This is a genomic window from Streptomyces anthophorae, from assembly GCF_049310305.1.
GTDB lineage: Bacteria > Actinomycetota > Actinomycetes > Streptomycetales > Streptomycetaceae > Streptomyces.
On record NZ_JBLWQQ010000001.1, the window covers coordinates 5,469,519 to 5,483,306 of the forward strand.

The following is a 13,788-nucleotide window of genomic DNA, read 5'->3' on the forward strand; positions in this document are numbered from 1 at the left end:
GGCAGACCTCCCGGCACGGTGGGGTCCTCGCATACGATGGCCGTTGCTCCAGTAGTCCTTTGCAATTTCCAGTAGTGCCCAGTAATACCTAGACGTTTTAGAGAAAACCGACCGTGCCAGGCCCGACCGGCAAGGAGACCAACCCCCGTGTCCGTCCTCCAGAAGCTCATGCGTGCAGGCGAAGGCAAGATCCTGCGCAAGCTGCACCGCATCGCGGACCAGGTCAACTCCATCGAAGAGGACTTCGAGAGTCTCTCCGACGCCGAGCTGCGCGCACTCACGGACGAGTACAAGCAGCGGTTGGAGGACGGCGAGACCCTCGACGACCTCCTGCCCGAGGCCTTCGCCACCGTCCGTGAGGCCGCCCGCCGCGTGCTGGGCCAGCGCCCCTACGACGTGCAGCTGATGGGCGGCGCCGCGCTGCACCTCGGCTACGTGGCGGAGATGAAGACCGGTGAGGGCAAGACCCTGGTCGGCACGCTGCCGACGTATCTGAACGCGCTGTCCGGCAAGGGCGTCCACCTGATCACGGTGAACGACTACCTGGCCGAGCGCGACTCCGAGATGATGGGCCGCGTCCACAAGTTCCTCGGCCTCAGCGTCGGCTGCATCCTCGCGAACATGAACCCGGCGCAGCGCCGTGAGATGTACAACTGCGACATCACGTACGGCACGAACAACGAGTTCGGCTTCGACTACCTCCGCGACAACATGGCGTGGTCCCAGGACGAGCTCGTCCAGCGCGGCCACAACTTCGCGGTGGTCGACGAGGTCGACTCCATCCTCGTCGACGAGGCCCGTACGCCGCTGATCATCTCCGGCCCCGCCGACCAGGCCACGAAGTGGTACGGCGACTTCGCCAAGCTCGTGACGCGCCTCAAGAAGGGCGAGGCGGGCAACACGCTGAAGGGCATCGAGGAGACCGGCGACTACGAGGTCGACGAGAAGAAGCGCACCGTGGCCATCCACGAGCCGGGTGTCGCCAAGGTCGAGGACTGGCTGGGTATCGACAACCTCTACGAGTCGGTCAACACGCCGCTCGTGGGTTACCTGAACAACGCCATCAAGGCCAAGGAACTCTTCAAGAAGGACAAGGACTACGTCGTCATCGACGGCGAAGTCATGATCGTCGACGAGCACACCGGCCGTATCCTCGCCGGCCGCCGCTACAACGAGGGCATGCACCAGGCGATCGAGGCGAAGGAAGGGGTCGACATCAAGGATGAGAACCAGACCCTCGCCACGATCACCCTCCAGAACTTCTTCCGGCTCTACGACAAGCTCTCCGGCATGACCGGTACGGCGATGACCGAGGCCGCAGAGTTCCACCAGATCTACAAGCTCGGCGTCGTCCCGATCCCGACGAACAAGCCGATGATCCGTGCGGACCAGGCCGACCTGATCTACCGCACCGAGGTGGCCAAGTTCGACGCGGTGGTCGACGACATCGCCGAGAAGCACGCCAAGGGCCAGCCGATCCTCGTCGGTACGACCTCCGTCGAGAAGTCCGAGTACCTGTCGCAGCAGCTCTCCAAGCGCGGGGTTCAGCACGAAGTGCTGAACGCGAAGCAGCACGACCGTGAGGCGACGATCGTCGCCCAGGCCGGCCGCAAGGGCGCCGTCACCGTCGCGACGAACATGGCCGGTCGTGGTACCGACATCAAGCTCGGCGGCAACCCGGACGACCTCGCGGAGGCCGAGCTGCGCCAGGCGGGCCTCGACCCCGTCGAGCACGTCGAGGAGTGGGCGGCCCGGCTGCCCGCCGCCCTGGAGAAGGCCGAGCAGGCCGTCAAGGCCGAGTTCGAAGAGGTCAAGGAACTCGGCGGGCTCTACGTCCTCGGTACGGAGCGGCACGAGTCGCGGCGTATCGACAACCAGCTGCGCGGTCGCAGTGGCCGTCAGGGCGACCCCGGCGAGTCCCGCTTCTACCTGTCGCTCGGTGACGACCTGATGCGGCTCTTCAAGGCGCAGATGGTCGAGCGCGTGATGTCGATGGCCAACGTGCCGGACGACGTCCCGATCGAGAACAAGATGGTGACCCGCGCCATCGCCTCCGCCCAGTCGCAGGTCGAGCAGCAGAACTTCGAGACGCGCAAGAACGTCCTGAAGTACGACGAGGTGCTCAACCGCCAGCGCGAGGTCATCTACGGCGAGCGGCGCCGCGTCCTGGAGGGCGAGGACCTGCACGAGCAGGTGCAGCACTTCATGAACGACACGATCGACGCCTACATCGGTGCCGAGACCGCCGAGGGCTTCGCCGAGGAGTGGGACCTCGACCGGCTGTGGGGCGCGTTCAAGCAGCTCTACCCGATCAAGGTCACCGTGGAGGAGCTGGAGGACGAGGTCGGGGACCGCGCCGGTCTCACCGCCGAGTTCATCGGCGAGGCCGTCAAGGACGACATCCACGCGCAGTACGAGGCGCGCGAGGAGCAGCTCGGCTCCGAGATCATGCGTGAGCTGGAGCGCCGGGTGGTGCTGTCCGTGCTCGACCGCAAGTGGCGCGAGCACCTCTACGAGATGGACTACCTCCAGGAGGGCATCGGCCTGCGCGCCATGGCGCAGAAGGACCCGCTGGTCGAGTACCAGCGCGAGGGCTTCGACATGTTCACCGCCATGATGGAGGGCATCAAGGAGGAGTCCGTCGGCTACCTGTTCAACCTGGAGGTCCAGGTCGAGCAGCAGGTCGAGGAGGTCCCGGTCGAGGACAAGGCGCCGGCCGCGAACCTGGAGAAGCAGGACGCGGTGCCCGCGCAGGCCGGTGGCCGTCCGGAGATCCGGGCCAAGGGCCTGGACTCCCCGCAGCGCCCCGACCGCCTGCACTTCCAGGCGCCGAACGCCGAGGGCGGTGTCGACGAGGGCGACTTCGTGACCGAGGGCGGGCCCACCCGGTCCTCGGCGGATGGGCTGACCCGCGCCGAGCGGCGCAAGCAGCAGAAGGGCCGCCGTCGCAAGAAGTGACGTGAGGTACGCGGAGGGGCCGGACACGGGGTGTCCGGCCCCTCCGCGCGTTCCGGGGCGGGCCCGCGTCACCCGTCGGCGTCCAGGGTGTCGCGTGGCGGCCGGCCGCCCAGTTCCACCGCCGTGCAGCGCCACCGCTGGTCCTCGCCCAGGGCGAGCCGGAAGGCCAGGGCGTGCAGCCGGGGGCCGACCGCGATGCGGGCGAACACCTCGAAGCTGCCGGGCGCGGGTTCGAAGTGGCCGATGCCGTGCACGGTCGGGCGGGGCCCCGGGCCGGGCGTCAGGGCGCGGCGTTCCACCAGCCACAGCAGGTCGTCGAAGGCCTGGTGCGCGGCGTGCCGGGCGAACCAGTGCAGGGGCCGATCGCCGCTGAGCACCAGGAGCAGGCGCTGGGTGAACAGCTCGGTGGGGTGCGGCGGCACCCGCGGCGGGACGCGCCGCGGCCCCGCGGCGGGGCGGCGGCTGTCGTGGCGGCCCGGCGGCCGGCTGTTCCCCCGCGGCCCCCGCCTGTTCATGACCTTCTGCATGACGCCTCCCCATACCGGCCGGTAACTCCTCGTGGGGATCTTGTACGAGGCCGGGGGCGCGGCGGCAAGGGCCGGCGGGCGGCGCCGGGGCACGGCGACGGGTTCGCCTATCAGGGTGAGCGGGCCGGTGCGCGGGCCGGAACCCCGGGGGCGTACGGAGGTCGGCCGAGGGCGGGCGTTGACGCCCGGGCGGGCCCGGGCCGCGGCCCGAAGGGGGACGCCCCCACGTATCCTGAAGCCCCCGACGCAGAGCAGAAAGCAGCCGGACCATGCGCGTGTACGTACCTCTGTCCCTGCCTCGACTCGCAGAGGCGTACAAGGCCGGCGAGATCGGGCCCGCGCCCGTCACCGCCTTCGCCGTGACGCCCGCGCTGCGCGAGTGGTACCTGTCGGAGGACATCGAGGAGCTGGAGTACGCGGCCCTGGGCCGTGCCGCGCTCGCCTCGCTGCGGCTCGTCGCCGCCGACCCCGGAGCCGCGCGCCGCCGGGTGGTCGTCGCCGTGGACGTGCCGGACCGGGCCGTCGTCGCCGACCCGGACCGCGGGGGCGAGCAGGGCGCGCTCGGCGAGCTGACGGTGCGCGAGACGGTGCCGCTGGCGAAGGCCGCCGCCGTGCACGTCGACTCGGGCGACGCGGACGCCGATGTCAGGGCCGCCGCCGAGGCGCTCGCCGCGGCCGACCGGGGCGACGACGACGCGCAGTTCGTCGTGGACGGCGCCGAGGACCACGACCTGCTGTGGTTCGCCACGCAGGAGATCCCGGGCCTCCTGGGTGAGGGCGGCCACTGACGGACCGCCGCCAGGTGGGTAGTTTCCTTTCATGGGGAAGCACTTCGGGACGCACACGAACACGCACGCGGGTACGGACACACACATCGTCTGGGACTGGAACGGCACGCTGTTCCACGACAACGAGGCCGTCATCCGCGCCAGCAACGCGGCCTTCGCCGCGGTCGGGCTCGAACCGATCACGCTGGAGAAGTACCGCGAGCTCTACTGCATACCCATCCCCAAGTTCTACGAGCGGCTGATGGGCCGGCTGCCCACCGAAGCGGAGTGGGCGGCGATGGACGGCGCGTTCCATCAGCACTACGCGCGCTACGCGGTGGACTGCGGGCTCACCGAGGGCGTCGAACTGCTGCTCGCCGGCTGGCAGGACTCCGGGCGCAGCCAGTCCATCCTCAGCATGGCCGGGCACGAGGATCTCGTGCCGCTGGTGCACCGGTTGGGGATCGCCGAGCGGTTCGTGCGCGTCGACGGGCGGACGGGGCCCTCCGGCGGCAGCAAGGCCGAGCACATGGTGCGCCATCTGGGAGTCCTCGACGGCGTGGCCCCGGAGCGGACCGTCGTCATCGGGGACGCGGCCGACGACGCGGTGGCCGCCATCGCCGCGGGCGCGCAGGCCGTCCTCTACACCGGAGGCTCGCACAGCAGGGCCAGCCTCGAAGGGGTGGGGGCGCCCGTCGTCGACACCCTGGCGGACGCGGTGCGCGAGGCCGAGCGGATGGCCGCGGCGGCCTGAGCCCCGCGCCCACCCCAAGACGTCAACCGGAACCGCTGAACCGACCCGTATCCGCAGCCTTTTGCATCGACTCAGTTCACCCTCCGCTGTCGGCTGCGTACGCTGTGCTGGAGCCAGTGGCGCGGCGATACGACGGGGGCGAGAGTCATGGGTTTCGGATTCGGTCAGCGGCGGGGCGGTCAACTCCCCGTGGAAGTCACCACGTTCGTCGGCAGAACGGCCGAACTGGCGGAGGTGCGGGCCGGGTTCGAGCGCGCCCGTCTCGTCACCCTGGTGGGGCCCGGCGGCGTCGGCAAGAGCCGTACGGCGATGCGGGCCGCGGCCGGGCTCGCCGGGCGGTTCCCCGACGGGGTGTGGCTCGTCGAGCTGAGCGCGCTGCGCGACCCCGAGCTGATCCCCGCCACCCTGGCCGCCGTGCTCGAACTGCCGGAGCAGGCGGGCATGGAGCCGCTCGACGCGGTCGTCGCGCACCTTCAGGGGCGGCGGCTGCTCATCGTGCTCGACACCTGCGAGCATCTCGTCGACGCCTGCGCCATGCTCACCGACGTGCTGCTGCGGGAGACGGCGGGCGTCAGCGTGCTCGCCACCAGCAGGCAGCCGCTCGACGTGCCGGGTGAGCGCTGCTGCGCCATCGCGCCGCTCACCCCGGACGACGCCCTTGAACTGTTCGTGCAGCGGGCGTCCGCCGTGGTGCCGTCCTTCGCCGTGGACGAGGCGAACCGGGAGCAGCTCGCGGCGCTCGCCCGCCGCCTCGACGGGATCCCGCTCGCCATCGAACTGGCGGCGGTGCGGCTGCGGGCGGTGCCCCTCGAACATCTGGTGCAGCGGCTCGGGCAGCGCTTCGAGGTGCTCACGGGCGGGCGGCGCACCGCGCTGACCCGGCACCAGACGCTGCGTACGGCCATCGGCTGGTCGCACGAACTGTGCACGCCCGGGGAGCGGCTGCTGTGGGCGCGGCTCTCCGTCTTCGCGGGCTCCTTCGAGCCGGCCGCCGCCGAAGTCGTGGGCGCGGGCGGCGAGCTGACGAGCGGTGACGTCATGGAGCAGCTCATCGGGCTCGTCGACAAGTCCGTCGTGCAGCGCATCGGGGAGAACGGCGGCCGGTACCGGATGCTCGACACGATCCGCGAGTACGGCGCCGAATGGCTGGAGGAGGCGGGGCAGGCGGAGGCCGTGCGGCAGCGGCACTCCGCGTACCACCGGGAGCTCGGGCAGCGGTACTGGGACGGCTTCCTGACGTCCGAGCAGGTCGGCCACTACCGGGTGCTGCGCGCGGCGCGGGCCGATGTCAGGGCCGCGCTCGACTACGCGTACAAGAGCCCCGACACGGTGGCCTCCGGCGTCTGGTTCGCATCGCAGCTCGGCCCGTACTGGCGGGCGGTCGGCCAGCTCTCCGAGGGGCGGTACTGGATCGAGAAGGGGCTCGCCCTCCTCGACGAGGTGGGGCAGGAGCAGGCGTGGGGGCGGTTCATGACCGCCCTGTTCTCCGTGTGGCAGGGAGATCTGCCGGGCGCGCTCGAACTCTTCCACCAGGCTATCGACATCGCGCGCCGCTCGGGCAACGACCGGGTGGAGCTGTTCTGCGACGCGTATCTGGGCGGCCTCGGCGCGCTGTGCGGGGAACCCGAGGGGCTCGACGCCATGGAGGACGCGCGGCAGCGGATCCTCGCGCGCGAGGACGGCCTCGGCACCGGGGTCATCCACTACGAAGCGGCGCTGCTGCTCGGCGTGCTCGGGGACACGGACGGCGCGCTCGACCTGTGCCGCACGGGACTCGCCCACCTGGAGGGCACGGGGGAGCGGCAGCTGTTCGGGTCCACGCTGATGGTGCAGGGCGTCATCCTCTGGCTCGCCGGGGAGCGGAAGGACGCCGTCGCCGCGCTGTGCCGGGGCCTGGAGGCCGCGGCGGAGATCGACGAGGTGCTGGTCGCCGCGCTGTGCTGCCTCGGGCTCGCCTGGTCCGCCGCGCACGACGAGCGGTATGTGCGGGCGGCGTGGCTGCTCGGGTACGCGGAGAACGCGCGGCGGCTCGGGGGCGGCGACCCGGTGGGGATGCTGCCGTCCCTCTTCGAGGAGCAGGAGTCCGTGCGCGGGGCCGTGCTGCTGGCCCTGGGCGAGGAGGAGTTCGGGCGCTGGTGGGGCGTCGGGGCGCGGCTGTCGGGGGCGCAGGTGCTCGATGCCGTACGGTCCGGGGCCGACGCGCCGCCGGTGGCGTCCGTGCCGACCGCGCGCGGGGCGGGGGTCGATGCGCTCACCCGGCGGGAGCGGGAGGTCGCGGCGCTGGTGGCGGAGGGGATGTCCAACCGGGAGATCGCGGAGCGGCTCGTGATTTCGAAGCGGACGGCGGATGCGCATGTGGAGCACATCCTGGCGAAGCTGGGGGTGGGGTCCCGGACGGAGATCGCGCAGATCGCCTCCGTCGGTGAGCCGGGCAGGCAGCCGGGTCGCGCGTAGCCCCGCCGGGGTGAACGTCGCGGGGCTCTGCCCCGGACCCCGCGCCTCAATCGCCGGCGGGGCTTGGTGATCCCCACGCTAGGTATACGGATCCCGTGCCCGCTGCACAGATGCGTATACGGCTCCCTTCCGATACCGATGCCGGGGGGTTTCGGGAACGGACAGGATGTACATGTGTCGCGTGCTCTGGAGGAACGGCGCGGCGGGGTGCCGGACGGCAATGGTCAACTCCCCACGGCTGTCGTGGCATCGGCCCCTCGTCGCTGCGTCCGGGGCACGGCGCGTTTCGGTGGCTGCCCTCGTCGGCGGGGCAGCCACCGCATTTCTTTCCCCGCCGGGGTGTCAGCCCCCGGCCGGCGCCTTCGCCCGCAGCACCGTCAGGAACTCCCGCATCCACTGGGAGTGGTCCGGCCAGGCGCGGGAGGAGACGAGGGTGCCGTCGACGACGGCCTCCGCGTCCTGGAACGTGGCGCCTGCCGCCTGCATGTCCGTCTCGAGCGCCGGGTACGCCGTGACGCGCCGCCCCCGCAGCGCGTCCACCGCCGCCGTCAGGAGCGGCCCGTGGCAGATCTGCGCGACGGGCCTGTCGGTGTCGAAGAAGGACTTGATGATCTTGCGGAGCTCGGCGTCCCCGCGCAGGTACTCGGGCGCCCGGCCGCCGGGAATCACCAATGCGGCGTACTGGCCCGGATCGACTTCGGAGAAGGCCAGGTCGGCGGGCCAGGTGTAGCCGGGCTTCTCCGTGTACGTGTCGAAGCCGGGCTCGAAGTCGTGCACCACGAACCGGAGCTTCTTGCGGGTCGGCGCCGCGATGTCGACCTCGTACCCCTCCTCGCGCAGCCGCTGGTACGGGTAGAGGACTTCCAGCGACTCCGCCGCGTCGCCGGTGACGATCAGGATTTTGGGTGCCATTGGTCACACGCTCCCCTCGCCGGGATCCGCCGTGTCGTGCGCCCAACGTGTCGCCGCGCCGCTCCGCTGGCAAGAGCCCGTACTACGCAAGGGCTTCAGGGGTTCTGTGCAGAGTGTCAAAGTTCGCCCCCCTGTTTTGTACACAAGCGGCTCATGACGTTGCCCCCTCGGGGAGCGATAGCCTGGTCCCGTGATCAGCGCGATATCTCGCGGGGGCATCGTCGCCCCCTGCCCGCGCCGGGAGATCACGACCTGCCACAGCAGCGGTCGTGCCCGGCGCTCAGCCGCTGATCATTTCGGGCGGATGGCCTCTTCGTTGAAAACGGCGCATTGTCGTCCACCCATCTCTCATCCGGGCATAACGTCGTCTCAGACCGGACACCCCGCGTCGGGACGTTGTGCCGAGCGATTCATCTACGCCACATCTACGTCTCGCAACGGCGCGCGACAGGAGCCAGAGGACAATGCAGACCAAGCTGGACGAAGCCAAAGCCGAGCTGCTCACCAGGGCCGCCCGGGTAGCTGAGAACAGCCCGGTAGGGGGGAACCTACCGACCGGGACGACGGGCAAGGGCACGCGGGCCGCCGGGACCACCACCAACACCGACGGCGTGCTCCCGTTCCTCCAGCGCTACTACCTGCACACCGCACCGGAGGACCTGAGCGACCGCGACCCGGTCGACGTCTTCGGGGCGGCGCACTCGCACTACCGCCTCGCGGAGAACCGCCCGCAGGGCACGGCGAACGTGAAGGTGCACACGCCGACCGTGGAGGAGAACGGCTGGACGTGCAGCCACTCCGTCGTCGAGGTCGTCACGGACGACATGCCGTTCCTGGTGGACTCCGTCACCAACGAGCTGTCCCGGCAGGGGCGCGGCATCCACGTCGTCATCCACCCCCAGATCACCGTCCGGCGCGATGTCACCGGCAAGCTCCTCGAGGTACTTCCGGCCGGCACGTCCGCCGAGGGCCACGACGTGCTCACCGAGTCGTGGATCCACGTGGAGATGGACCGCGAGACCGACCGCGCCGACCTCAAGCAGATCACCTCCGACCTGCTGCGCGTCCTGTCCGACGTACGGGAGTGCGTCGAGGACTGGGAGAAGATGCGGGACTCGGCGCTGCGCATCGCCGAGGAGCTGCCGAGCGAGCCGACCGCGGGCGACCTGCCCGACCAGGAGGTCGAGGAGGCCCGCGAGCTGCTTCGCTGGCTGGCCGCCGACCACTTCACGTTCCTCGGGTACCGCGAGTACGACCTCTCCGAGGACGACTCCCTGGCCGCCGTGCCCGGCACCGGCCTCGGCATCCTGCGCTCCGACCCGCACCACGAGCGCGACGAGCACCACCCGGTGTCCCCGTCCTTCAACCGGCTCCCGGCCGACGCCCGCGCCAAGGCCCGCGAGCACCGCCTGCTGGTCCTCACCAAGGCCAACAGCCGCGCCACCGTGCACCGGCCGAGCTACCTCGACTACGTCGGCGTGAAGAAGTTCGACGCCGAGGGCAATGTCGTCGGCGAGCGCCGCTTTCTCGGGCTGTTCTCCTCGGCCGCGTACACCGAGTCCGTGCGCCGCGTCCCGGTCATCCGCCGCAAGGTCCAAGAGGTCCTCAAGGGCGCGGGCTTCACGCCCAACAGCCACGACGGCCGTGACCTGATGCAGATCATGGAGACGTACCCGCGCGACGAGCTGTTCCAGACGCCCGCCGACGAGCTGCGCTCCATCGTGACGTCCGTCCTGTACCTCCAGGAGCGGCGCCGGCTGCGCCTCTACCTGCGCCAGGACGAGTACGGCCGCTACTACTCGGCCCTCGTCTACCTGCCGCGCGACCGTTACACCACGGGTGTCCGGCTGCGGATCATCGACATCCTCAAGGAGGAGCTCGGCGGCACCAGCGTCGACTTCACCGCCTGGAACACCGAGTCGATCCTCTCCCGGCTGCACTTCGTCGTCCGCGTCCCGCAGGGCACCGAGCTGCCGGAGCTCTCCGACGCCGACAAGGACCGCATCGAGGCCCGCCTCGTCGAGGCCGCCCGCTCCTGGGCCGACGGCTTCGGGGAGGCGCTGAACGCCGAGTGCGGCGAGGAGCGCGCCGCCGAGCTGCTGCGCCGCTACGGCCAGGCCTTCCCCGAGGGCTTCAAGGCCGACCACTCGCCGCGCGCCGCCGTGGCCGACCTGGTCCACCTCGAACAGCTCACGCAGGAGAACAAGGACTTCGAGCTCTCCCTGTACGAGCCGGTGGGCGCGGCCCCCGGCGAGCGCCGCTTCAAGATCTACCGGATCGGCGCGCCCGTCTCCCTGTCCGCCGTCCTGCCGGTGCTCCAGCGCCTGGGCGTCGAGGTCACCGACGAGCGCCCGTACGAGCTGCGGTGCAGCGACCGCAAGACCGCGTGGATCTACGACTTCGGCCTGCGCATGCCGAAGCCGGCGAACGGCAACGGCGACGACCTCGGGGCCGACGGCCGCGAGCGCTTCCAGGAGGCCTTTGCCGCCACCTGGACCGGGCTCGCCGAGAACGACGGCTTCAACTCCCTCGTCCTGGGCGCCGGTCTGAACTGGCGTCAGGCGATGGTCCTTCGCGCGTACGCCAAGTACCTGCGCCAGGCGGGCTCCACGTTCTCGCAGGACTACATGGAGGACACCCTCCGGACGAACGTGCACACCACGCGCCTGCTGGTGTCGCTGTTCGAGGCGCGGATGTCGCCGGACCGGCAGCGCGCCGGGACCGAGCTGATCGACGGGCTGCTCGAAGAGGTCGACGGGGCTCTGGACCAGGTCGCGTCCCTCGACGAGGACCGGATCCTGCGGTCCTTCCTCACGGTCATCAAGGCGACCCTGCGCACGAACTTCTTCCAGGAGGCGCAGGGCGGCAAGCCGCACGCGTACGTCTCCATGAAGCTCGACCCGCAGGCCATCCCCGACCTGCCCGAGCCGCGGCCCGCCTACGAGATCTGGGTGTACTCGCCGCGTGTCGAGGGCGTGCACCTGCGCTTCGGCAAGGTCGCCCGCGGTGGCCTGCGCTGGTCGGACCGGCGCGAGGACTTCCGTACGGAGATCCTCGGCCTGGTGAAGGCGCAGATGGTGAAGAACACCGTCATCGTGCCGGTCGGCGCCAAGGGCGGCTTCGTCGCCAAGCAGCTGCCCGACCCGTCGGTGGACCGCGACGCCTGGATGGCCGAGGGCATCGCGAGCTACAAGACGTTCATCTCGGCGCTGCTCGACATCACCGACAACCTGGTCGGCGGCGAGGTCGTACCGCCCGCCGACGTCGTGCGGCACGACGGGGACGACACGTACCTCGTGGTCGCGGCCGACAAGGGCACGGCGTCGTTCTCGGACATCGCCAACCAGGTCGCCGAGTCGTACAACTTCTGGCTCGGCGACGCCTTCGCCTCCGGCGGCTCGGCCGGCTACGACCACAAGGGCATGGGCATCACCGCCCGCGGCGCCTGGGAGTCCGTCAAGCGGCACTTCCGGGAGCTGGGCGTCGACACCCAGTCCGAGGACTTCACGGTCGTCGGCGTCGGCGACATGTCCGGTGACGTGTTCGGCAACGGCATGCTGCTCTCCGAGCACATCCGCCTGGTCGCCGCCTTCGACCACCGGCACATCTTCATCGACCCGAAGCCGGACGCGGCCACCGGCTACGCCGAGCGCCGCCGGATGTTCGAGCTGCCGCGCTCCTCGTGGGCGGACTACAACAAGGAGCTGATCTCGGCGGGCGGCGGCATCTTCCCGCGCTCCGCCAAGTCGATCCAGCTCAACGCCCACATCCGCGAGGCCCTCGGCATCGAGTCCGGCCAGGCGAAGATGACCCCGGCCGAGCTGATGAAGGCCATCCTCCAGGCGCCGGTCGACCTGCTGTGGAACGGCGGCATCGGCACGTACGTCAAGTCGTCGGTCGAGTCCAACGCGGACGTCGGCGACAAGGCCAACGACCCGATCCGCGTCGACGGCCAGGACGTGCGCGCCAAGGTCATCGGCGAGGGCGGCAACCTCGGCGCGACCCAGCTGGGCCGCATCGAGTTCGCCCGCAGCGGCGGCCGCGTGAACACCGACGCCATCGACAACAGCGCGGGCGTCAACACCTCGGACGTCGAGGTGAACATCAAGATCCTGCTCAACGGTCTGGTCTCCGACGGCGACATGACGGTCAAGCAGCGCAACAAGCTGCTCGCCGCCATGACGGACGAGGTCGGCCACCTGGTGCTGCGCAACAACTACGCGCAGAACACGGCGCTGGCCAACTCCTGCGCCCAGGCGCCGTCCCTGCTCCACGCCCACCAGCGGTTCATGCGCCGCCTGGGCAAGCAGGGCCACCTGGACCGGGGCCTGGAGTTCCTGCCGAACGACCGGCAGATCCGCGAACTCCTCAACTCCGGCCGCGGCCTGAGCCAGCCGGAGCTCGCCGTCCTCTTCGCGTACACGAAGATCACGGCCGCCGACGAGCTGATCCAGACCTCGCTCCCGGACGACGCGTACCTGCGCCGCCTGCTGCACGCCTACTTCCCGCAGCCGCTGCGGGAGAAGTACGGCGAGGCGATCGACGGGCACGCGCTGCGCCGCGAGATCATCACGACGGTCCTCGTCAACGACACGGTGAACACGGGCGGTTCGACGTTCCTGCACCGCCTGCGCGAGGAGACGGGCGCGTCCCTGGAGGAGATCGTGCGGGCGCAGCTCGCCGCGCGCGAGATCTTCGGCCTCAGCGAGGTGTGGGACGCGGTCGAGGCGCTCGACAATGTCGTCGCCGCCGACGTCCAGACCCGGATCCGGCTGCACTCGCGGCGTCTCGTCGAGCGCGGCACGCGGTGGCTGCTCAACAACCGCCCGCAGCCGCTCCAGCTCGCCGAGACCATCGAGTTCTTCCAGGAGGACGTCACCAAGGTCTGGGCCGAGCTGCCGAAGATGCTGCGCGGCGCCGACGCCGAGTGGTACCAGGGCATCCTCGACGAGCTGACCGGTGCCGGTGTTCCGGAGGAGCTGGCGGCGCGGGTCGCCGGATTCTCGTCCGCGTTCCCGACGCTCGACATCGTGCAGATCGCCGACCGCACGGGCAAGGACGCGCTGTCCGTCGCCGAGATCTACTACGACCTCGCCGACCGGCTCTCCATCACCCAGCTCATGGACCGCATCATCGAACTGCCGCGGTCCGACCGCTGGCAGTCGATGGCCCGCGCCTCCATCCGCGAGGACCTGTACGCGGCACACGCCGCGCTCACCGCCGACGTACTGGCGGCGGGCAACGGGACCTCGACGCCGGAGCAGCGGTTCAAGGCGTGGGAGGAGAAGAACGCCGCGATCCTGGGCCGGGCGCGCTCGACCCTGGAGGAGATCCAGGGCTCGGACTCGTTCGACCTGGCGAACCTCTCGGTCGCCATGCGCACGATGCGCACGCTGCTGCGTACGCACTCGTAGCG

At 70.6% G+C, this 13,788-nt stretch carries 7 protein-coding genes; 5 read left to right on the forward strand and 2 right to left on the reverse strand.

What is annotated here, in order from left to right; all coding sequences use genetic code 11:
• Window positions 1-147 precede the first annotated feature (147 nt).
• On the forward strand, window positions 148-2,958 hold the full coding sequence (gene secA, locus ACNYS0_RS24945) for a preprotein translocase subunit SecA (RefSeq protein ID WP_422476702.1): 2,811 nt from the start codon (window positions 148-150) through the stop codon (window positions 2,956-2,958).
• A 68-nt stretch (window positions 2,959-3,026) separates the two neighbouring features.
• On the opposite strand, the gene ACNYS0_RS24950 is transcribed toward secA, so the two are convergent.
• The gene (locus tag ACNYS0_RS24950) at window positions 3,027-3,485 is read right to left on the reverse strand and encodes an Rv3235 family protein (RefSeq protein WP_422476703.1); all 459 of its coding nucleotides are present in this window, start codon (window positions 3,483-3,485) and stop codon (window positions 3,027-3,029) included.
• Between the two features lie 269 nt (window positions 3,486-3,754).
• Here ACNYS0_RS24950 and ACNYS0_RS24955 point away from each other — a divergent pair, with 269 nt between their 5' ends.
• The 3 genes from ACNYS0_RS24955 to ACNYS0_RS24965 all read left to right on the forward strand — a co-directional run bounded on the left by ACNYS0_RS24955 (window position 3,755) and on the right by ACNYS0_RS24965 (window position 7,460).
• Window positions 3,755-4,273, forward strand: a complete 519-nt coding sequence (locus ACNYS0_RS24955) for a DUF6912 family protein (protein ID WP_422476704.1) — start codon at window positions 3,755-3,757, stop codon at window positions 4,271-4,273.
• Between the two features lie 31 nt (window positions 4,274-4,304).
• Window positions 4,305-5,006 (forward strand): HAD family hydrolase, encoded by a 702-nt coding sequence (locus ACNYS0_RS24960; protein ID WP_422476705.1) that lies wholly within the window; start codon window positions 4,305-4,307, stop codon window positions 5,004-5,006.
• A gap of 147 nt (window positions 5,007-5,153) precedes the next feature.
• Window positions 5,154-7,460: an ATP-binding protein gene (locus tag ACNYS0_RS24965; protein WP_422476706.1), complete on the forward strand. Its 2,307-nt coding sequence runs from the start codon at window positions 5,154-5,156 to the stop codon at window positions 7,458-7,460.
• A gap of 342 nt (window positions 7,461-7,802) precedes the next feature.
• Here ACNYS0_RS24965 and ACNYS0_RS24970 read toward each other — a convergent pair whose 3' ends face one another.
• A complete protein-coding gene (locus ACNYS0_RS24970; protein WP_422476707.1) occupies window positions 7,803-8,372 on the reverse strand; it encodes a DJ-1/PfpI family protein in 570 nt (189 codons plus the stop codon).
• Between the two features lie 464 nt (window positions 8,373-8,836).
• On the opposite strand from ACNYS0_RS24970, the gene ACNYS0_RS24975 reads away from it, so the two are divergent.
• Window positions 8,837-13,786, forward strand: coding sequence for an NAD-glutamate dehydrogenase (locus ACNYS0_RS24975; protein WP_422476708.1), 4,950 nt, complete (start codon window positions 8,837-8,839; stop codon window positions 13,784-13,786).
• The last annotated feature ends 2 nt before the right edge of the window (window positions 13,787-13,788 follow it).

Excerpts from the sequence above, each read along its gene's own strand:
- ACNYS0_RS24970 (WP_422476707.1), bottom strand. The coding sequence starts at position 8,372 with ATGGCACCCAAAATCCTGATCGTCACCGGCGACGCGGCGGAGTCGCTG.
- ACNYS0_RS24960 (WP_422476705.1), top strand. The coding sequence starts at position 4,305 with ATGGGGAAGCACTTCGGGACGCACACGAACACGCACGCGGGTACGGAC.
- ACNYS0_RS24965 (WP_422476706.1), top strand. The coding sequence starts at position 5,154 with ATGGGTTTCGGATTCGGTCAGCGGCGGGGCGGTCAACTCCCCGTGGAA.
- ACNYS0_RS24950 (WP_422476703.1), bottom strand. The coding sequence starts at position 3,485 with ATGCAGAAGGTCATGAACAGGCGGGGGCCGCGGGGGAACAGCCGGCCG.
- ACNYS0_RS24955 (WP_422476704.1), top strand. The coding sequence starts at position 3,755 with ATGCGCGTGTACGTACCTCTGTCCCTGCCTCGACTCGCAGAGGCGTAC.
- ACNYS0_RS24975 (WP_422476708.1), top strand. The coding sequence starts at position 8,837 with ATGCAGACCAAGCTGGACGAAGCCAAAGCCGAGCTGCTCACCAGGGCC.